Here is a 20,890-nt window from a genome sequence, read left to right on the forward strand (position 1 = left end):
CACAACAGACACCAGCGGCACGCAGCACGAAGCACGCAGCACGAAGCACGAAGCACGAAGCCGATCGCACACCGCACACCGCACACCATGGTCCACTGCCGGCACACCGCGACGAGAGAGTGTTTAGACTCGAGGGATGCCACACATTGCAGTGAATCCGCTCGATCAGGCGGACATCGATCCCGCAGACGTCGCCGCGACAGCCGCGCGGGAGATCGCGGAGAAGACCGGCGTCGACCGCCACGACATCGCGCTGACGCTCGGCTCCGGCTGGGGCAGGGCCGCCGAGGTGATCGGCGAGACGACCGCAACGATCCCCGCCGACGAGATCACCGGGTTCTCGAAGCCCGCCCTCGACGGCCACGTGGGCACTCTGCGCTCGATCCTGCTTCCGGGCGGAAAACGCGCACTGGTGATCGGTGCGCGCACACACTACTACGAGGGCCACGGCGTGAGACGGGTGGTGCACAGCGTGCGCGCTGCAGCGGCAACAGGTGCGAAGACGATGATCCTGACCAACGGCGCCGGCGGCATCAAGGAGCACTGGAAACCGGGAACACCCGTTCTGATCAGCGACCACATCAACCTCACAGCCGATTCACCCCTCGAGGGCGCCACCTTCGTCGACCTCACCGACCTGTACTCCGCTCGGCTGCGCGACGTCGCCAGAAGCGTCGACGACAGCCTCGAGGAGGGGGTGTACTGCCAGTTCAGAGGGCCTCACTACGAGACGCCGGCCGAGGTGCAGATGGCCAAGACGATCGGTGGGCACATCGTCGGCATGTCGACGGCGCTCGAAGCGATAGCCGCGCGGCAGGCCGGGATGGAGATCCTCGGGATGTCGCTCATCACCAACCTCGCCGCAGGCGTCCAGGCAACGCCCCTGAGCCACGAAGAGGTGCTCGAGGCCGGTCGTGCTGCAGAAACCCGGATCAGCGCCCTGCTCGCGCAGATCGTGGCAGTCCTCTGATGAGCACCGAGAACCAGATGAAGGAACAGACACCGGCCGACGACGCGGTGCTCGATCTCGCCACCGCCTGGCTCGCCCAGGACCCGGACGACGACACTCGCGCCGAACTCGACACCCTGATCCGGGATGCCAGGGCGGGCAGCCAGATAGCACTCGACGACCTGCACGATCGTTTCGACACCCGTCTCACCTTCGGCACAGCCGGCCTGAGGGGCCGAATCGCGGCAGGGCCGAACCGCATGAACCGGGTGGTGGTGTCCCAGGCGGCAGCCGGGTTGGCCGCGTACCTGCTGGAGCGCTCTCCAGACACCACACCGCGGGTTGTCATCGGTTACGACGGCCGGGTGAAATCGCACCTCTTCGCCACGGACACTGCCGAGCTGATGGCCGGCGCAGGCATCGATGCCATCGTGCTGCCCGGTGTGCTTCCGACCCCCGTGCTCGCCTTCGCCGTGCGCTATCTCGGTGCCTCCGCAGGCGTGATGGTGACGGCGAGCCACAACCCCGCGGCCGACAACGGCTACAAGGTGTACCTCGGCGGCGACGATAACGGTTCGCAGATCGTTCCGCCCGCCGACGGCGACATCGCCGCCCAGATCAATCGAATCTCCGACTCGTTCAGCGTGCGGGAGCTTCCCCGGTCCAGTGACTTCACGGTCGCGGGCGACGATCTCGTCGACGCGTACATCGCCGAGACGGCCGCGCTCGCGACAACGCACCCGGGCGAACGCGCACCCCTCGACGTGGTCTACAGCGCAATGCACGGCGTCGGCTGGAACACGTTCTCGCGGGTGGTGACCACCGCCGGTTTCGCCGAGCCGGTTCCCGTCGCCGAGCAGCAGGAGCCCGACCCCGCCTTCCCGACCGTCACCTTTCCGAATCCAGAGGAAGAGGGCGCACTCGATCTCTCGTTCCATCTCGCCCGCGAGCGTGGCGCAGAGCTGATCATCGCCAACGATCCCGATGCCGACAGGATGTCTGTCGCCATCCCAGACGACACACGAGCAGAGGGCTACCGCCAGTTGAGCGGCAACGAAGTGGGCTGGCTGCTCGGGTGGCGCACGGCCAGGATGATCGCGGAGTCCGAGCTGCCGACAGCCGGCACGCTGGCCTGCACCATCGTCTCGTCGCCCGCGCTCGGCGCCGTCGCGAAGCACTACGGCCTCGACTTCGCCGAGACGCTGACCGGTTTCAAATGGGTTTCTCGTGTTCCCGGCCTGGTCTTCGGTTATGAAGAGGCGATCGGCTACCTCGTCAATCCACACATCATCAGAGACAAAGACGGCATCTCGGCCGGCCTCGCCTTTCTCGCGCTCGCGTCGGAGGCGAAGGCGAGGGGTGAGACCGTCGCCGACCTTCTCGACCAGTTCGCCCGGACCTTTGGCGCGTTCGCGAGCGATCAGCTCTCGATACGGGTGGTCGACCTCGGCGTGATCAAGCGGATCATGCAGGCCATGCGCACGGCGCCCCCGTTGAGCCTTGGCGGAATGCGGGTGCGCGAGATCGACGATCTGCTCGACGGTTTCGGTTCCCTTCCGGCCACGGATGCCCTGAGGTTCCGCCTCGAAGACGGCTCCCGCGTCATGGTCCGGCCCAGCGGAACGGAGCCCAAGCTCAAGTTCTATCTCGATGTCACGCTCCCCTACGATGAACGTGCTCGTTCGGCAGAGCTGCTCGCGGCGATCAGAGCAGACCTGCAGTCGTTCGCAGAGCGCGCCGCCGAGGCAGGTTAGCGATGCGGTCGTGCGGCGACCCGAGGGCCCCGGACCCGGGCATCCCGAACACCGGGTGTGGGGACCGCCGCCGCGGGCGTTGTCAGCCGAGGGCCCGTTCGAGCTTTTCGGTGAGCTCGTCGAGGTCGAAGTAGTTCTGCACCACAACGATGTCGGCGAAGGTCTTGCCGATGCGGTCGACGAGCTCGGGCGAGGTGAGGATCACCTGCGCGTCTGCCGCCTCGACCGCAACGGATGCGACGTCGCTCGCCGTGACATCCGCTTCGATGTCGAGGCGTTTCAGGGCGCGTTCGGCATTCACCTTGAGGATGCCTGAGGTCCCGACGCCTGCTCCGCAGATCGCAACGATCTTCACGAGTGCCCGCCCGTCTCTGCGTTGTGTTCCCCCGCGCCCGTCTGGGCGCCGCCGAAGAGAACCGCACGCACGTCGTCGAGAGTGGCCGACGCGGCGAGAGCCGGAATGGCTGCCGAATCGTTGAAGACGTTGGCGAGTTCGGCGATCGATGTGACGTGGCTCTCCGCGGTGGTGACGGCGAGCCCGAGCACAACATTCACCGGGTCGTTGTGCGGGTGCCCGAAGTGGACCCCTTCGTCGAGCGTGACCACGCTGATGCCCTCGTGCAGCACGTCGCTGCCGGGACGCGCATGGGCAAGGGCGAGCCCAGGCGCGATCACCACGTATGCGCCGAATTCGTCGATGACGTCGATCATGCGCTGTGTGTAGCCCGATCCGGTCGAGCCGCTGTTCTCGAGCGCCTCGCCGGCGAGCGACACCGCTGCACGCCAGTCACTGGCGTGTGCGCGCAGTGTCACTGCGTTGTCTGGGAGCGGAGGCAGCGCCATCGGGGGTCACATTCAGGATCATCGGGCGACTCGGTCGAGCCGTCTCTAGGCTACCGGTTCACTCGTCGGCGAACCTGAGCGGTGTGAACCGAACTCGCTAATTCTCGGCATCCTCGAAGCCGGTTGAGATCGCATCCGCGAGCTCTTCACGGTCTTCGAGCGGCAGAAAGGCGGCGGACGCGGCGTTCAGCTGGAACATCTCGACGTCGTCGAGGTCATAGCCGAACGCATCGCTCAGCAGGCTGAGCTCGCGGGTCAGCGTTGTGCCGCTCATGGTGCGATTGTCGACGTTCGCCGTCACCTGGAATCCGAGCTGGTAGAGCAGGTCGAACGGGTGGTCGATGAGCTCAGGCCCCCACGCGGCGATCGCCCCGGTCTGCAGGTTCGACGACGGGCTGAGCTCGAGCGTGATCTGACGGTCTTTGACCCACTGAGCGACAGGGCCGAGCGTGACGTAGATGTTCTCGTCGTCGCTGCGTTCGATCGTGATGTCTTCTGCGATGCGCACACCGTGCCCGAGCCGGAGGGCACGACCGTCGAAGAGCGCACCCTTGATGGAGGCGATGCCGTCCGCTTCTCCGGCGTGCACGGTGACGGGCAGGTACTCCTGGGCCAGGTAGTCGAAGGCGACACGGTGCCTGGACGGCGGGAAACCGAGCTCAGCGCCCGCGATGTCGAACCCGACGACGCCGCGTTCGCGGTGTCGTACGGCGAGCTCGGCGATTTCGAGCCCGCGGTCTGCGTGGCGCATGGCGGTGACGAGCTGTCCGATCCTGATCTGCCTGCCCGCGCGCGCGGCCTCGTCGATTCCCTCGTCGATGCCGCGTTGCACGGCTTCGACGGTCTGGTCAAGGGTCAGCCCGCGACCGAGATGCTGCTCGGGCGCCCACCGCACCTCGCCATAGATCACACCGTCATGTACGAGGTCTTCGACGAACTCGCGTGCGACACGGGTGAGCCCCTCCGAGGTCTGCATCACAGCTGTCGAAAGATCGAAGGTCTTGAGGTAGTCGACGAGGTTTCCCGCGTTGCACTGGGTGAGGAACCACTCGCCGAGCGCTTCGGCATCGGTGGCGGGAACATCGAGATCGATCTCGTCTGCCAGCTCGATGATGGTCTGCGGCCGCAGTCCACCGTCGAGGTGGTCGTGCAACGACACCTTCGGAAGAGCCGCAATGTCGATGCCGCCGCTGGTGTAGTAGTCGCTCGCCCTGGTCACCTGCTCAGACTATCGCGCCGCCGGCGCCTCACGCAGTGTCTTCGCGCGGCGTCTGAACCGGCTGGGCGATTGCGAGCTGCCATCGTGACCTGTTCAGCCGTCGCCAACGCACCGAATCACGCGGCATTCGGTGCGTTGGCGACGGCTGAACAGAGCCGGCGGCGTGCGAACGCCGCGCAGCCGCGCTGCACGTGGCGCCAGCTCAGAGCCGCGCGGCGATGAGCGGTCCGCCGTTCTGCACGGGCTCAGACTCGTCACCGATCCGATACGCGCCGTCGAGCGACTCGAGCGCGCGCTCGAAACGCGCCGGTTCGTCTGCGCTGAGGGTGAAGAGCGGCTGCCCCGCTTTCACCCCGTCACCGGGTTTGGCGATCAGGTCGATGCCCGCGGCGTGCTGCACTCTGTCGTCTTTGCGCGCGCGACCCGCGCCGAGGCGCCACGCCGCGATCCCGAACGGCAGGGCATCCTGCTGCACGAGCACACCGTCGCGCTCCGCGACGACGACGTGCGTTTCGCGGGCCACCGGAAGCGCGGCATCCGGATCACCGCCCTGTGCGGCGATCGCGCGACGCCAGACGTCCATGGCGCGGCCGTCGGCGAGAGCGGCCTCGACGTCGGCGTCTGGCTGCCCGGCGAGGGTGAGCATCTCGCGCGCGAGTGCGACGGTGAGCTCGACGACGTCCGGCGGTCCTCCTCCCGCAAGCACCTCGACGGATTCACGCACCTCGTTCGCGTTGCCGATCGCGAGGCCGAGCGGAACGTTCATGTTCGTCAGCAGAGCGGATGTCTTGACCCCCGCATCGTTGCCGAGCGCCACCATCGTGCGAGCGAGCTCCTCAGCACGCGCGTACTCGGTCATAAACGCGCCGGAGCCGAATTTCACGTCGAGCACAAGCGAGCCCGTGCCCTCTGCGATCTTCTTCGACATGATGCTCGACGCGATGAGCGGGATCGCCTCGACGGTGCCGGTGATGTCGCGCAGGGCGTAGAGCCGTTTGTCCGCGGGGGCCAGGCCGGCGCCAGCCGCGCAGATCACGCCTCCCACCTCGCGCAGTTGGGCGAACATCTCGTCGTTCGCGATCTCGGCGCGCCACCCTGGAATCGATTCGAGCTTATCGAGGGTGCCGCCCGTGTGACCGAGACCTCGCCCCGACAGCTGCGGCACGGCCACTCCGAAACTCGCGACGAGCGGCATCAGCGGCAGGGTGATCTTGTCTCCCACGCCGCCCGTGGAGTGTTTGTCGACCGTCGGCTTGCCGAGGTCGGCGAAGCTCATCGTCTCGCCGCTCGCGATCATCGCGAGCGTGAGGTCTTTGATCTCGCGCCTGCTCATGCCGTTGAGCAGGATCGCCATGGCCAGGGCGGCCATCTGCTCGTCGGCGACGTACTCGCGGGTGTATGCGTCGATCAGCCAGTTGATGGCGTCCGTCGACAGCTCGCCCCCATCGCGTTTGGTACGGATGAGGTCCACGGCGTCGAAGGCCTCGACGGTGGGTGTCTGATTGATGGTGCTCATGTGCGGCCTACGTCCTCGTTCCTCGTGATTGTGTCGCATCCCTCGTCTGCGGGCCTTCCGTCGTATGCGGGAGCAGGAATCCGCGCCGGCCCTGGGACCCCGCGCACCGTGCGAACTCGCAGAACGAGGTCACCGGCCCCTGAGCTCCCGCAGGTCGCGCGGACCGAAGGCGTCGGGGAGCACCTCGTCGATGGTGCGGATGCCCGACACCGTCTCAAGCAGCATGCCCGGCACGGCATGTTCGAACAGCAGCTGCCGGCAGCGACCGCACGGCATCAGCGTGTGACCATCGCCGTCGACGCAGACGAACGCCACCAGCTGGCCCCCGCCGCTTGCGTGAAGGGCTGACACCAGCCCGCACTCGGCGCAGAGTGTGAGACCGTAACTCGCGTTCTCGACGTTGCACCCGCTGACGATGCGACCGTCTGTGACCAACGCCGCTGCCCCGACCGGAAACCGGGAGTACGGCACGTAGGCCTTTCCCATGGCATCCATCGCCTCGTCGCGCAGTGCGCCCCAGCCGATGTCGCCGCCTGATACGTGAGCGTTCATGATTTGATGTAGGGCTTTCCCGCTGCCGCCGGCCCCCGGGACTGGCCGACCAGCCCGGCGACGGCGAAGATGGTCACAACGTATGGCAGCATCAGCATGAACTCGCTCGGAACAGGGGACCCGATGATTCCGAGCACACTCTGCAGATTGGTTGCGAAGCCGAACAGCAGTGCCGCGAGGGTCGCCCTGATCGGGTCCCAGCGGCCGAAGATCACCGCCGCGAGGGCGATGAACCCCATGCCCGCGGTCATCTCTTTGCCGAACGCGCCGACAGAGCCGAGTGTGAAGAACGCGCCGCCGAGTCCGGCGATCGCACCCGCCAGCGACACATTCCAGAACCGGGTGCCCGTCACGTTGATGCCGACGGTGTCTGCGGCGGTCGGATGCTCGCCGACCGCGCGCACGCGCAGGCCCCACCTGGTGTGGAAGAGGCCAACGTACACCAGCGCGACGACGGCATACATGATGTACACGATGACGGTCTGTTCGAACAGCACGGGCCCGAGAATGGGAATCTCGCTGAGCACCGGAATCGCTATCGCGCCGAAACGGGGCGGTGAGTTGAGCAGCTCGGGGTTCTGCGTGAGCACCTGCGAGTAGAAGAAGCTCGTGAGCCCGATGACCAGGACGTTGAGCACCACTCCGACGATGACCTGGTCGACGAAGTACGTGATCGAGAACGCCGCGAGCACAAACGAGACGAGCATTCCCGCGATCGCGGCCGCGATCAATCCGAGGACGAGGTTGCCCGTGATCGAGGCGATCACCGCCGAGGCGAAGGCGCCGGCCAGCAGCTGACCCTCGATGGCCACGTTGATCACTCCGACGCGTTCCGAGATGACCCCGCCCATTGCGCCGAAGATCAGCGGAACACTGAGGGTCACGGTTCCGATCAGCAGGCCGGGAACGGGGACCGTCGCATCTGCCGCGGCCCAGGTGAGGAACCCGATCATAAAGAACGCGGCGAAGACCGCTATGAACCAGATCGGGACTTTTCGGTATCGCTGCACGCGCACGAACGCCCACACGGTCATCAGAACCAGCAGCAGGGCGACGACGATTCCGGTCGCGAGCGTCGGCAGAACCAGCACGGGCAGCTGGATGACGTCGTTGCCTTGAGAGAGCCGGAAGCTGGTGGAGCCTTCTCTGCCCCCGACCACGAAGAGCAGGAGCGCGAGAAGAGCGAAGATACCGAGTGCGATCGGGGCCTTGCGGCTGCGGAGTTCTGGGACGGGTGTTGCCTGCCCGGCGGATGCCGTCGAAGACGGGGTGACTGCGCTCATTTGGCCGTCACCTCCCTCGTGACGATCGGCAGTTGTCTGCGCGGCCGTGAACCGGGTGCCGGCAGACGGAAGATCGCCCGCACAAGCGGAGGCGCTGCGATGAACAGCACGATGACCGACTGCACGACGAGCACGATGTCGATCGGAATCCCCTCTGCGGCCTGCATCGAGAACCCACCGGCCTTGAAGGCGCCGAACAGAACGCCGGCGATGAAGATCCCGACGGGCTTCGAACGACCGAGCAACGCGACGGTGATCGCGTCGAAACCGATGCCGGCGTCGATGCCCGAGCTGAAACCGGTCGTCACGGTGCCGAGCACCTGGTTGACGCCAGCGAGGCCGACGAGCCCCCCGGCGATGAGCATGGTGTAGACGTAGACGCCCTTGACGTTGATGCCGGCGACGCGTGCGGCGTTCGGGTTCTCACCGACGGCGCGGAACTGAAAGCCGAGGCTCGATCTGTTGAGCAGCCACCAGACGAAAACAGTGGCGGCGACGGCCGTGATGAATCCCCCGTGCAGGTTGAACTGCGGTCCCAGAAGATCGGGGAAGACGGCCGTCTCTTTCATCGCGGGGGTCTTCGGGTTGTTGCTGCCCGGCGCTTGGAGAGCGCCGGGGGTTCGCAGCAGGAACGAGATCAGATAGACCGCGATGTAGTTGAGCATGATCGTCACGATCACCTCGTGTGCGCCCGTGCGAGCCTTGAGAACGCCGGCGATCCCGGCCCAGATCGCCCCTGCGACGAGTCCGAGCACAACGGCCACGATCAGATGGATGACAGGCGGCAGATCGAAGGCGAAACCGGCCCACCCTGCAGCGGCGGCGGCGACCAGCATCTGCCCTTGTCCGCCGATGTTGAACATCCCGACGCGGAACGCGAGCCCGACACCGAGGCCGGCGACGATCAGCGGCGTCGCGTAGAGGAGTGTGTCAGTGAACGGCTTGACGGCGCCGAGGAATCCCTCTCGTCGGACATTGACGATGGAGCCTTGGAACAACGCGGAGTATGCACCGCTCACGGACTGCCAGATGGCGCCGACCAGGTCACCGGGGCGGGCGAAGAAGTACCCGGCGGTCTCGTGAACCCGCTCGTCCGTGATCGCGATGAGCACGGCGCCCACAACGAGGGCGAGCACAACGGCGAGCACCGAGATCATGGCGTTCCCGCCGACGATGTCGCGGAGTGCGCGCGACCAGCGCTCGTCTGTTCCGTCGTGACCGGTGCGATTCTGACTGCCCGCGATCGTGTTGCCGTCGTTCAGCTGACCGGCGGTCGGCATCTCGCCGTCGATCACGCGGCCGTCTTCGCCGCCCGTCACGGGCTTCTCGGAGTTCTTGTCGCTCATGCGGCTTCTCCCGCCCCGGCTTCTCCGGCCATCATAAGACCGAGAACGTCACGGGGGGTGTCTGCGGGCACGATGCCGACGATCTCTCCCCTGTACATCACGGCGATGCGGTCGGCGAGCGCGAGCACCTCGTCGAGCTCCGTCGACACAACCACAACGGGAAGACCGGCATCTCGTGTTTCGATGATGCGTGAGTGCACGAACTCGATGGAACCCACGTCGAGCCCTCTGGTGGGCTGGGCTGCGACGAACAGGCGCAGGTCGCGGCTCAGCTCGCGGGCGAGAACGACCTTCTGCTGGTTTCCTCCCGACAGTCGTCCGGCCTTCGTGTCGATCCCCTGCGCTCGGATGTCGAACTCGCCGACCTTCTCACGCGCGAACGCAGCGAGATAACCCAGCTGCAGGTTGCCGGCTTTGACGAACGGAGCAGACGTGATGCGGTCGAGGATCAGGTTCTCGGCAATCGAGAACTCCGCGACGAGACCGTCTTCGGTGCGGTCTTCTGGCACGAAGCCGACCCCGGCATCCAGGATCTTCCTCACCGTGAGCCCGCGCAGGGGCGCACCGTCGAGATCGATTGTGCCGGTGACGCGCGGCTGCAGCCCGATGAGCGCTTCGGTGAGCTCAGTCTGGCCGTTGCCCTGCACTCCGGCGATGACGAGCACTTCACCGCCTCGCACCTCGAAGCTCACGTCTTTGACCACGGTCTGACCGTGAGGGTCGATCACAGAGACGTTCCTCAGCACAAGTGCGGCGTCACCCAGGGTCGGCGCGTTCTTCTGCACGGTCAGCGACACCGCCCGGCCGACCATCAGCGACGCGAGCTCGGTGTTCGTCGCCGTCGGAGAGGCCTCACCGACCACCTTGCCCAGTCGGATGACGGTGATGCGATCGGCGACCTCCCTGACCTCGCGGAGCTTGTGCGTGATGAACACGATCGACGTGCCTGCGTCTCGCAGCTGCCTCATGATGTTCATCAGCTCATCGGTCTCTTGCGGCGTGAGCACGGCCGTCGGCTCGTCGAAGACGAGCACCCTGGCATCGCGTGAGAGCGCCTTGACGATCTCGACCCGCTGCTGCACGCCGACGGGCAGGTCTTCGACGAGGGCGTCAGGGTCGATATGAAAACCGAAGCGATCAGAGATCTCGCGCACCTGTGCACGCGCCGCCTCGAGGTCGAGCCTGCCGCCGAATCCGGTCTGCTCGTGGCCGAGCATCACGTTCTCGGCCACGGTGAAGACGGGGATGAGCATAAAGTGCTGGTGCACCATGCCGATTCCCGCGTTCATGGCGTCACCGGGGCCGGCGAAGTGCTTGACGTCGCCGTCGATCAGAACGTCGCCGTCGTCGGCCTGGTAGAGGCCGTACAGGACGTTCATCAGCGTGGACTTTCCCGCGCCGTTCTCACCGAGCAGGGCGTGGATCTCGCCTGACTCGACGGTGAGGTCAATGTGGTCGTTTGCGACCAGGGCACCGAATCTCTTCGTGATGCCGCGAAGTTCTAACTTCATGGTTCCTGATTCTCGGGACACGGTCGACACGCTCCCGGGGAGACCTGGTGGCCTCCCCGGGAGCAGTGCTGGCTACTGCGCGAGGTACGACTCGACAGTGACCTCACCGCTGATGATCTGCTCCTGCAGGGCTGAGACCTCATCGGCGAGCTCTGCGGGAACGCGATCCGCCCAGTCATGGAAGTCGGCCAGGCTGACGCCGCCGTTCTCGAGCGTGCCGACGAATGGCGTGCTGTCGAACTCGTCCTGCCCGGCGGCGAGCACGGCGTCATACACACCGACGTCGATGCCCTTGCGGATCGAGGTCAGCAGCAGGTCGGCGACGGTGGAATCGCTCTCGTAGACGTCGGCGTCGACGCCGACGAGTGCGATCTCACGGTCGGCGTCACGGATTGCGGACGCAGCGCTCTGGTAGATCGGGCCACCGACGGGCAGGAGAACGTCGACGTTCTGGTCGATCAGGCCCTGAGCCGCGGTCTGCGCTTCGATCCCGGCCTCGAAGCCACCGGTGAAGGTGTCGAGTCCGAGCGTCTGCACGTCTTTGCCCTTGACCTCGTTGTAGTGGTCTGCGCCCTGTTTGAACCCTTCCATAAAGATCGTCACGGTCGGGATGTTGACGCCGCCGAAGGTGCCGATGACACCGGTCTCAGAGACGCCGGCGGCGAGGTAACCGCCGAGGTATGCGGCCTGCGCCGTGTCGAAGATGATCGGCTTGATGTTCGGCGAGTCGGTCTCGCCGTCCTGGTCGATGTCGACGGTGTCGTCGATCGAGACGAACTCGACATCTGGGTTGTTCTCGGCTGCCTTGGCCGTCGCCGGGGCGAGCAGGAAGCCGACAGTCACAATGAGGTCACAGCCCTGGTCGATCAGGCTCTCGAGGTTGGGCTCGTAGTCGGTCTCCGTGGCGGACTCGACGGTCTTCGGCTCGACCTCGAGCTCATCCGCCGCCTTGGTGAGGCCTTCGAAACCGAGCTGGTTGAACGACTTGTCGTCGAACCCGCCGGCGTCTGAGACCATACACGGGAGAAAGTCAGATGCAGCGTCGCCTCCGTCGTCCCCTCCGCTCTCTTCGGGAGCCTGGCCGCAGCCGGCGAGCAGGACGATGATTCCGGCACCGGCAATGGCGCTGAGCCCCGCTCGTCTTTTTGTGATTGTCAAGGTGTCCTCCAAGGTGCTGTCCCGCGCAGGACGCAGGGTCGATATGGCACAACGTTACCCAAAGTTAAGAACGCTTCCCGTCACGCTGCGCATTCGCAGCTGAAGCGTTACACAAGGGTTTCCTGCCAGATCCTAGAGCGAAACACGACCCGATTCCGGTGTCTCCACACAAGAGCAACAGTGCCCGAGACACTTGCTCTTAAGAGCAGGTTGCGGCGAATCTGCGCATCCAGACCAACGGACGCGGGGGTGACAGCGGGGCGGGAACAGCGGGGCGAGGACGGCGGGGCGAGGACAGGGGACCAGCCGGGAGGGGGATGACAGCGGCAGATGCTCGCGTACGTCAGCGCTCCCCCTCCGGCGTTGCGGAGCCCCATATGGTCACGGCGCGCTTCTGGCGATCTCGTTGACCTTTCCGTGCTTGAGGTGAAGGCGGCGTTCCGCGCGCTTCGCGACCGCTGTGTCGTGGGTCACGATCACGAGGGTGAGCCCGTGTTCGCGCCAAAGCCCTTCGAGCAGCATCATGATGTCGTCTCGGGTTTCTTCGTCGAGGTTGCCCGTGGGTTCGTCGGCGAGCAGCACCCTCGGCTCCTTCACAAGGGCGCGGGCGATCGCAACGCGTTGTTGCTGACCCCCCGAGAGCTGCCCGGGCAGGTGGCCCCCGCGGTCGCCGAGGCCGAGGGATGCGAGGGCATCCGTCGCCTTCTTCTCGCGCTCCGAGACCGCGGTGCCGAACGGCACAAGGGCCATTTCGACATTCTCACGCGCCGTCAGCGTCGGGATGAGGTTGAAGTTCTGAAAGACGATGCCGATCTGGCGAGCGCGCACCCGGGTGAGCGCCGATTCGCCGAGGGATGCGAGGTTGTCGTCACCGAGGGTCACGCTTCCAGACGTCGGGCGGTCAAGCGCGCCGAGCATCTGCAGCAGGGTGGATTTGCCACCGCCCGTCGGGCCCTGGATGGCGACCATCTGTCCGTCTGGGATCGTCAGGTCGACCTTGTTGAGGGCTGTGACCTTGTTCTTCGTCTGGGTGTAGGTCTTGGTGACCTGGTTGAGGGTATAGATGATGAGTCCTTGTCGATAGTGGTCGGGATCGAGATGGGTCGGTGCGGCAGCGGATCAGGCAACGGAACGGAGAGCGGCGGCGGGGCGCAGCCTCGAGGCGCGCCAGCCGCCAATCGCCCCGGCGAGAAGGCCGCCGATGATCGCGATGGCCGCTGCGATGACGAGAACCGACGGTGTGACAGGTGCGTTCAGGGCGACGTCGACAGACGCCGCGGCAGACGACTGCGCGGCACCGAAGCCGCCGGACGCAGCGCCCTCAGGAACGGCATCCGGCATACCGCCAGCACCTGCCGCTTCTGTGGTCGTCGCGCTGCTGAGCGTGGGCGCCGCCGCATTGATGATGAGGATCGCCGACAGCCCGACGGCGACACCGATCACTCCGCCGATGAGAGCCTGCACTGTCGACTCACCGGCCACCTGCCCGACGATTCGCCTGTTCGACCAGCCGATTGCCTTCAGGGTGCCGAACTCTCTGGTGCGGCGGGTGACCCCGGAGATCGTGAACAGAACGGCGATGAGGAAGGCCGCCGCCAGCACGAGCAGCGAGAGCCACGTGCCCAGGTTCGCGATGAGCGAGGCCGCTGACGACAGCGATCCCGAAACGCCCGCGGCGAGGTCTTCTTGAGTCGACACGGTGGAATCGGGCAGTGCTGCTTCGAGATCGGCTTTCACCTGCGAGATCGCGTCGGCCGAATCGGCCTGCACCGAGATCGTGCTCACCTGACCGTCGACCTCGGCGAGAGCCTGCGCGACGTCGAGTGAGATGTAGACGTTCGCCGCGGTCTCGGCGTCGGCCGACGTCGACGCCACGGTGCCGACGACCTCGAAGTCGGAACCGCCGATGTCGATCGTGTCACCGATCGCGATCTCTGCCGAGGTCGCATAGTTCGCGTCGAGCACGGCGACCTGCTCGCCCGTGTCGCTCGCGCTGAGGCTACGGCCCTCGTCGAGTTCGACAGCCGAAAGCGGGCCGACGGATGCACCGGCGAGGTCGACGCCGATCACGGTGAACGACTCGACGTTGAAGGAGCTGCCGCCGAAGCCACCCGCCCCGCCTTCGGGACGAGCAGCGTCCCCTTCCGGGCTCTCGGCCATCGCGCCGGCCTCGGGCAGTTCGCCGTCGAAGGTCGTGTTCGTCAGGGCCAAGGTCGCCGATGCTGCGGCAACGCCGTCGATCCCGAGCACCGTGTCGAGCAGCGACTGGTCGAAGGTCGTTGTGCCTCGGTCGGCGCTCAACCGAGACTCGCTGATCTCGGCGGTGCCGTCCTCGGTCGTTGTTCCCTCTTCAGCGCCGAAAGAGAAAGCTCCAGGCCCTTCGCCCATCTCCCCGTCTTCCGGCGTCGTGGGGGTCGCCGTCACCGTGACGTCTGTGCCAACGCCGTAGACGGAGCTGAGCACACTGGTCTGTGCGTCCTTGATGCCCGCCGACACGGCGTTGACGACGATCACGAGCGCGATCGCCAGAGCCATGCCGATGGCAATGATGATTGTTTGTTTGCGGCGCCCGACAAGCTCACGCCGCAGATAGGTGGCGAACATTCAGAATCCTCACTTGTGCGACCCTGTGCCGCATCGATTCTGACGTTACGAGAGCAAGTTATGACCCACCCATCAGCCGCTTATGTTTTTCCTATCTCTGACGATTCCCGCCGGTTCCCTGTCGGTGGGCGGTACCGGCAGGGAACCGGGCGTAGCCGCGTGGTCGCTGTGCGCGGCGATTCGGCGGTGTGGCCAGGCTCGATCGCAGTCATCACAACGACAGCGGTCTGCGCACGAGGAGCTGTGCAGACGAGGACAGCGGCGTGGCGGCTTAGAACAGCGTGTACCCGCCGTCGACCACAAGCACCGTCCCCGACATGAAACTCGCTGCGTCTGACGCGAGGAAGACGACGGACGGGCTCACCTCGTCCGGGCTCGCGTAGCGCTGCTGGGGTGCGTCCTCGATCCAATAGCGGCGGAACCGGGGTTCGTCGACGGGCGACATGTCGGTCTTGATGTAGCCGGGGGCGACCGCGTTCACGCGGATGCCGAGAGGCGCCCACTCTGCGGCGAGAGACTTTGTGAGCTGATGCACCGCCGCCTTGGACGCGTTGTACGCGGGCTGCATCTGCGGGCGGTTGACGATCATGCCCGAGATCGAGCCGATGTTGACGATGCTGCCGGAGCCGCGAGCGATCATGTGGGCGCCGACCTGCTGCGAGACGTGCCAGAGCGCTGTCAGGTTCGTGTCGATGACATGCGACCACTCATCGTCTGTGACCTCGAGTGCCGGGTTGTGGACACAGGCGCCGGCGTTGTTGATCAGGATGTCGACGCGCCCCGCCTGATGGATCGCGTCGGCGACGATGCTGTTCACGCTCGCGCGGTCTGTCAGGTCTCCCAGCACAACGTATGCGCTGCGTCCGAGCGCTTCGATCTCGGTCCTGAGCTCGGCGGCGGCCTCGGCATCACGGCCGTGGACAACGACATCCGCTCCCGCTTCGGCGAGCGCGAGCGCGAAGGCGCGCCCGAGGCCTCGTGTGGCGCCGGTCACCAGGGCTGTCCGATCGGTGAGCTGGAAAGTGTCGAGGACTGTCATGCGTTTCTCCTATGTGAGGTGGTCGATGATCGCGCCGGCGCGGTGTTGCGGCGGCGCGGATGCGTATTCGGTGACGTCGGAGGAGCCCCGCTCCCTGCGGGCGCTCCTTCTTCTCGCGGCGAGGGGGCGAGGCGTTCCGAAGCCTCGCCCCCTCGTCACTGCGTCAGTCTTCGATCAGGCCGGCTTCGCGATAGAGGTCGACGTACTCCTGCGCGTTGTCCTTCGTGATCAACGGGTTGCCCACGTCGACGTTCACCTCGTCCTCGGCACCTGTGAGCAGGTCGTGCACCGCCTTGAGGTTCAACTGGGCGAGTTCGCGGGCGTTCTGCAGCGAGGTGGCGGTCATGATGCCCTCCTGGATGAGGAGCGTGGCCTCGGGAGTGCCGTCGACACCGTAGGCGAGGATGCCGTCGAATCCGGATTTGCCCTTCACCGCCTCGAGGGCCCCGGATGCCATGTTGTCGTTCATCGAGACGATCGCGTCGATCTGGGAGTTCGCCAGAGACCAGTCCTCCATCAGGGTGAGGGCCTCGTCCTTGTTCCAGTTCGCGATGTCCTCCGCGACGATGGTGACGTCGGGGCGCTTGTCGAAGAACTCCTTCTGCCACGCGTCGCGGCGCGCGGTGCTGTGGAAGTTGCCGGCGGGCCCGTTGAGCACCACGACGTTGGCGTTCTCAGGGATCTGCTCCAGAGCGGTCTGCGCCACCACCGCGCCCTGGTCGTAGGGGTTCGCATCAACAGAGCTGGCGCCTTCGACGTCTTCGACGCGCGGGTTCGTGGTGATGGTGACGATGCCGGCGTCGACGGCCTGCTGAATGTAGGGCAGCTGTGCGTCCGCGTTGTTCGCCTGGATGATGATGGCGTCGAACTGGTTGGCGATCGCGTTCTCGATCATCCGGTTCTCGACCTCGTCGTCGGCCTGTCCGTCGAACACCTCGAGGGTGATGTCGTCGTAGTTCTCGGCCTCGGTCTTCATCTCGTTCGCGAGCCATGCGGCGAACGAGTCTGCCTGCGCACGGGCGATGTACGCGACGCGGTACTCGTCCTTCTGCTCGCGGTCGCCGCCACCGGAGCCGGGGTTGCCGGTGGTGACGGCACAGCCAGCGAGGCTGACTGCGGCGGCGGCTACAGTGCCGAGCGCGATGATCCTGCGGGTGAAAGTCTTCATTGAGTTCTCCTAGCGGGTGGGTTGCGAATGTGCGTTCTGAGGGTGTGCGTGTGTCAGGGCCTGGGTTCTGCACCTCCGGACGGCGCTGCGGACGATCCGCTCCCCGGTGGAACCGTCTCGCCCTGTGCGTCGGTTTTGAGAATGATGGTCTTGGCTTTGCCGCGCTTGCTGAACACGTCGTAGGCGACGGCGACGACGATGATCAGCCCCATCACGATCTGCTGCACGTATGAGCCGATGCCGATGAGGTTCATGATGTTGCCCAGCACGCCGACGATGAGAGCCCCGGCGAGGGTGCCCGCCACGGTGCCCACTCCGCCTGAGAAGCTCGTCCCGCCGATGATCGGCGCCGTGATCGCCTGCAGTTCGTAGCCGATGCCCGCGTTGGGAAGACCGGCGTTGACACGCGACATAAAGATGACACCGGCGATTCCGACCAGGGCGCCATTGACGAGGAACGCCTGGTACTTCACCCGTTCGACGGCGATGCCGGCCGCGCGCGCAGCTTCCTCGTTGCCGCCGACCGCGTACACGGAGCGTCCGTAGCGGGTCTGGTTCATGAGGTACCAGATGATCACCGTGATGACGAGAAGGATCAGCACCGGAATCGGCATCCAGCCGAGGTTGCCCTGCCCGATGAGGATGAAGTCACCCAGTTGCAGGACGTTCTGCCCCTGTGTGAGCTCGAGCACCGCCCCGCGCGCCATCAGCATCATGCCCAGAGTGACTATGAACGCGGGGGTTCGCAGGGTCGCGACGAGGAAGGCGTTGACCAGGTTGCAGATCACGCCGACAGCGATGCCCGTGAGGAACGCGAGCAGCATGTTGTCGGTCGCTTTGTACACCATGACCGACGCGACCCCGGCGAACGCCATCACGGCGCCGGCGGAGAGGTCGATCATCCCGCCGATGATCAGGGTCATCGCCCCATAGGCGAGGATCGTGATCACCGCCACCTGTCGCAGCACGTTGAACAGGTTGTCGCTGCTCAGGAAGTTGGGGCTCAGGAAGCTCGCTGCCACGAACACCACCAGGAGGATGATGAAGATGGAGTAACGGCTCGCCTCGAAGGTTTTCAGCTTTAACGGCATTGTTATGCCACCTCTATTTCGTTCATGGCGTACGTGAGGATGGTTTCCTGCGAGAACTGGTCCGGCGTCAGCTCGGCGGTGATCCGGCCTGCCGACATAACATAGATGCGATCGCACATGCCGATCAGCTCGGGCAGCTCGGAGGAGATCATGAGGATGCCGCGCCCCTGCCTGGCGAGCTCGGTCATGATCTTGTAGATCTCGAACTTGGCGCCGACGTCGATGCCTCGTGTCGGTTCGTCGAGCAGCATCACCTTCGGGTCGGCGATCAGCCAGCGGGCCAGCAGCACCTTCTGCTGGTTGCCGCCGCTGAGCGACTCGATGCGCGTCTCGGTGCTCGGCGCCTTGACGTTCATCTTCGTGAAGTACTCCTCGACGAGCTTCTCCTCGTCGCGGACGTGAGTGAAGCCGCCGTGGATCACCTTTTTCAGGCTTGCCAGGGTCGCGTTCTTCTTGATGCTCAGCTTGGGGATGATGCCGTCCAGGCGCCGATCCTCCGGAAGCATCGCCACGCCGTGCGCGATGGCCTTCTGCGGCGTGGTGAGCTTGGCCTCTTTGCCCTCCACCGTGATCGTCCCTCTGTCGAGGGGATCGAGACCGAACACGGCGCGGACCACCTCGCTGCGCCCCGCCCCGATGAGGCCGGCGAGGCCCACGATCTCTCCGGCGTTGATTCTCAGATCGATGTCCTCGAACACCTGGGCTCTCGAGAGTCCTGAGGCCTCGAAGACGGTGTCGCCGATGTCGATGCGTTCCTTCGGATAGGACTGGTGGTCGAGGTCCCGACCGACCATCTGGGCGATGACCTGGCTCGGTGTGATCTGCACCGCCTGCTGCGAGCTGACGACTGTGCCGTCGCGGAGAACACTGATGTCGTCGGCCAGCTCGAAGACCTCGTCCATCTTGTGGGAGATGTAGATGATCGATTTGCCGCGAGCGCGCAGATCGCGGATCTTTGCGAAGAGCGATTCGACCTCGCGGTGCGCGATGGCCGAGGTCGGCTCGTCCATGATCAGGATGTCGGCGCTGTGGTAGACCGCACGCACGATTTCGAGGGTCTGGATCTCCGACACCGTGAGCGTGCTGAGACGACGGTTCACGGAGAAGTCCAGGCCTTCTTCCTCGAGCAGCCGCCTGGTCTCGCTGCGGATGTATCGCCAGTCGACCTTTCCGAATCTCATCGGCAGGCGGCCGAGGAAGAAACTCTCGGCGATCGTCATCTCGGGGACGTAGTTCAGTTCCTGAGCGATCATCGCGATCCCGTTGGCTCGCGCTTCGATCGGGTTCCTGATGCGCACGTCCTCGCCATGGACGCGGATCGATCCGGTGTCAGGCTGGTAGATGCCGTTGATGATCTTCATCAGCGTCGATTTGCCTGCGCCGTTCTCGCCGCAGAGCGCGTGAACCGTCCCGGGACGCACGTCGAACGACACGTCGTCGAGCGCCTTCACACCCGGAAAAGACTTCGAGACGGTCTTCACGGAGAGCATCGTGTCGCTCATACGGCGCCTCGCACCAGCGGATCCTCGACGACGCGCACTCCCGGCTGAACGATGCGTTTGAGCGAGTCGATCGCACCGTCTCCCGTCAGCGCCTCTTCGACCTGCTCGATCCCGTACACGTGGGTGACGAGGGAGTCGAGCTCGACCTGGCCAGACGCGAGGAGCGCCCGGGCGATCGGCCAGGTGTTCGTGTAGCGGAACGTGCCGGTGACGTTCAGCTCGCGCATCGCGACGTCGGGAACGGAGAGCGGGAACTCGTCGGCGCTTCCGACCAGCACAACGGTCCCGCCCGCACGGACCGAGCGGATGCCGTTGAGAATAGCCGGTGTGGCGCCGGAGGCGTCGATGAACACGTTCGCGGCGAGGCCCTCAGTCGACTCGGCGGCCGGGTCGACGACACGGACGCCGTAGCGAGCGGCGAGCTCGCGCCGTGCCGGATTGATGTCGGCGATGACCACGTCGGCTGCGCCGAACGCGCGTGCGACCTGGCCCGCGATGATGCCGATAGGGCCGCCGCCTGCGATGAGGACGGTGTCGCCGACCTTGACGCCGCCCTTCTGGGCGGCGGCGATGCCGACCGACAGGGGTTCCATCAGGGCGGCCGCGTTGTCGCTGATCGAGTCGGGGACCTCGTATGCGAAGTCGTCCTGGATGAGGACGTACTCGCAGAACGCACCGTCGACCGGGGGCGTCGCGTAGAACTCCATCTTGGGGCAGAGGTTGTATGCGCCCTCACGACAGAAGTCGCACACTCGGCACGGACGCTGCGGTTCGACCGCCACACGCTGTCCCACGCGCGCGGCGTCGACGTCTGAGCCGACTGCGACGATCTCGCCGCTGACCTCGTGGCCGAGGATCAGCGGGGACTCGACGACGTACGGGCCGATGCGCCCGTGTGCGAAGTAGTGCACGTCTGAACCGCACACGCCGACGCTATGCACGCGGATCAGAACCTCGTCGGCGGCGGGCACCGGCACCGGCCGTTCCTCGAGGACGAGGTCACGCACTCCTCGAAGCACGCTCGCGGTCATCTTCGACGGGATCTCGCTCATGTTGTCTCCTTCATTTCGTAGGTCTGCGGAAAGTGCTTCAGGGTTTCACGGGCACGGCGAACACACCCGGGACGGAAGCGCCCTCTGACATCAGGGCCGCCGGGCCATGGCGCCGGTCCCCTCCGACGCACCGCCCCATGCTCATCCCGGACATGCTCATCCCGGACTGAGCGCAGGGAGGAGCCCCCGACTCTCGCGCAGACACCCCGGCGAGCACGGATCCGGTTGTCACGGTGCTGCGACCAGTCGGGTCACGTCGATCGACGGCTGACAACGTGAACTCCTTCGTTCGAGGCCTGCGGG

At 65.6% G+C, this 20,890-nt stretch carries 18 protein-coding genes; 2 read left to right on the forward strand and 16 right to left on the reverse strand.

What is annotated here, in order from left to right; translation table 11 throughout:
• Nucleotides 1-136: 136 nt before the first annotated feature.
• Both ACYVF5_RS03290 and ACYVF5_RS03295 read left to right on the forward strand, forming a co-directional pair.
• Nucleotides 137-970: a purine-nucleoside phosphorylase gene (locus ACYVF5_RS03290; protein WP_460943303.1), complete on the forward strand. Its 834-nt coding sequence runs from the start codon at nucleotides 137-139 to the stop codon at nucleotides 968-970.
• Complete coding sequence (locus ACYVF5_RS03295) at nucleotides 970-2,703, forward strand: phospho-sugar mutase (protein WP_460943305.1); 1,734 nt, start codon at nucleotides 970-972, stop codon at nucleotides 2,701-2,703. The genes ACYVF5_RS03290 and ACYVF5_RS03295 overlap by 1 nt, the downstream gene beginning before the upstream one ends.
• Before the next feature lie 82 nt (nucleotides 2,704-2,785).
• On the opposite strand, the gene ACYVF5_RS03300 is transcribed toward ACYVF5_RS03295, so the two are convergent.
• The 16 genes from ACYVF5_RS03300 to ACYVF5_RS03375 all read right to left on the reverse strand — a co-directional run bounded on the left by ACYVF5_RS03300 (nucleotide 2,786) and on the right by ACYVF5_RS03375 (nucleotide 20,587).
• On the reverse strand, nucleotides 2,786-3,058 hold the full coding sequence (locus ACYVF5_RS03300) for a PTS sugar transporter subunit IIB (protein WP_460943307.1): 273 nt from the start codon (nucleotides 3,056-3,058) through the stop codon (nucleotides 2,786-2,788).
• The gene (locus ACYVF5_RS03305) at nucleotides 3,055-3,546 is read right to left on the reverse strand and encodes a PTS sugar transporter subunit IIA (RefSeq protein ID WP_460943309.1); all 492 of its coding nucleotides are present in this window, start codon (nucleotides 3,544-3,546) and stop codon (nucleotides 3,055-3,057) included. The genes ACYVF5_RS03300 and ACYVF5_RS03305 overlap by 4 nt, the downstream gene beginning before the upstream one ends.
• Before the next feature lie 97 nt (nucleotides 3,547-3,643).
• On the reverse strand, nucleotides 3,644-4,765 hold the full coding sequence (locus tag ACYVF5_RS03310; RefSeq protein ID WP_460943311.1) for an adenosine deaminase: 1,122 nt from the start codon (nucleotides 4,763-4,765) through the stop codon (nucleotides 3,644-3,646).
• Nucleotides 4,766-4,967: 202 nt separating this feature from the next.
• Complete coding sequence (locus ACYVF5_RS03315) at nucleotides 4,968-6,281, reverse strand: thymidine phosphorylase (protein ID WP_460943313.1); 1,314 nt, start codon at nucleotides 6,279-6,281, stop codon at nucleotides 4,968-4,970.
• Nucleotides 6,282-6,410: 129 nt separating this feature from the next.
• Nucleotides 6,411-6,833 carry a cytidine deaminase gene (locus ACYVF5_RS03320; RefSeq protein WP_460943315.1) on the reverse strand — a complete coding sequence of 141 codons (423 nt, stop codon included), beginning with the start codon at nucleotides 6,831-6,833 and terminating at the stop codon, nucleotides 6,411-6,413.
• On the reverse strand, nucleotides 6,830-8,116 hold the full coding sequence (locus ACYVF5_RS03325) for an ABC transporter permease (RefSeq protein ID WP_460943317.1): 1,287 nt from the start codon (nucleotides 8,114-8,116) through the stop codon (nucleotides 6,830-6,832). Before ACYVF5_RS03325 ends, ACYVF5_RS03320 begins: the two co-directional genes overlap by 4 nt.
• Nucleotides 8,113-9,462: an ABC transporter permease gene (locus tag ACYVF5_RS03330; RefSeq protein ID WP_460943319.1), complete on the reverse strand. Its 1,350-nt coding sequence runs from the start codon at nucleotides 9,460-9,462 to the stop codon at nucleotides 8,113-8,115. Before ACYVF5_RS03330 ends, ACYVF5_RS03325 begins: the two co-directional genes overlap by 4 nt.
• Nucleotides 9,459-10,973 (reverse strand): ABC transporter ATP-binding protein, encoded by a 1,515-nt coding sequence (locus ACYVF5_RS03335; protein ID WP_460943321.1) that lies wholly within the window; start codon nucleotides 10,971-10,973, stop codon nucleotides 9,459-9,461. Before ACYVF5_RS03335 ends, ACYVF5_RS03330 begins: the two co-directional genes overlap by 4 nt.
• A gap of 72 nt (nucleotides 10,974-11,045) precedes the next feature.
• Nucleotides 11,046-12,131: a BMP family lipoprotein gene (locus ACYVF5_RS03340; RefSeq protein WP_460943323.1), complete on the reverse strand. Its 1,086-nt coding sequence runs from the start codon at nucleotides 12,129-12,131 to the stop codon at nucleotides 11,046-11,048.
• A 381-nt stretch (nucleotides 12,132-12,512) separates the two neighbouring features.
• Nucleotides 12,513-13,196, reverse strand: a complete 684-nt coding sequence (locus ACYVF5_RS03345; protein ID WP_460943653.1) for an ABC transporter ATP-binding protein — start codon at nucleotides 13,194-13,196, stop codon at nucleotides 12,513-12,515.
• Between the two features lie 54 nt (nucleotides 13,197-13,250).
• A complete protein-coding gene (locus ACYVF5_RS03350; protein ID WP_460943325.1) occupies nucleotides 13,251-14,735 on the reverse strand; it encodes an ABC transporter permease in 1,485 nt (494 codons plus the stop codon).
• 271 nt (nucleotides 14,736-15,006) lie between these two features.
• The gene (locus ACYVF5_RS03355) at nucleotides 15,007-15,774 is read right to left on the reverse strand and encodes an SDR family NAD(P)-dependent oxidoreductase (protein WP_460943327.1); all 768 of its coding nucleotides are present in this window, start codon (nucleotides 15,772-15,774) and stop codon (nucleotides 15,007-15,009) included.
• A gap of 163 nt (nucleotides 15,775-15,937) precedes the next feature.
• Nucleotides 15,938-16,942, reverse strand: a complete 1,005-nt coding sequence (locus tag ACYVF5_RS03360; RefSeq protein ID WP_460943329.1) for a sugar ABC transporter substrate-binding protein — start codon at nucleotides 16,940-16,942, stop codon at nucleotides 15,938-15,940.
• A 53-nt stretch (nucleotides 16,943-16,995) separates the two neighbouring features.
• A complete protein-coding gene (locus ACYVF5_RS03365) occupies nucleotides 16,996-18,033 on the reverse strand; it encodes an ABC transporter permease (RefSeq protein WP_460943331.1) in 1,038 nt (345 codons plus the stop codon).
• Nucleotides 18,034-18,035: 2 nt separating this feature from the next.
• Nucleotides 18,036-19,535: a sugar ABC transporter ATP-binding protein gene (locus ACYVF5_RS03370; RefSeq protein WP_460943333.1), complete on the reverse strand. Its 1,500-nt coding sequence runs from the start codon at nucleotides 19,533-19,535 to the stop codon at nucleotides 18,036-18,038.
• The gene (locus tag ACYVF5_RS03375) at nucleotides 19,532-20,587 is read right to left on the reverse strand and encodes an NAD(P)-dependent alcohol dehydrogenase (RefSeq protein ID WP_460943335.1); all 1,056 of its coding nucleotides are present in this window, start codon (nucleotides 20,585-20,587) and stop codon (nucleotides 19,532-19,534) included. Before ACYVF5_RS03375 ends, ACYVF5_RS03370 begins: the two co-directional genes overlap by 4 nt.
• Nucleotides 20,588-20,890: the final 303 nt, after the last annotated feature.

The organism is Okibacterium endophyticum, from assembly GCF_054780075.1.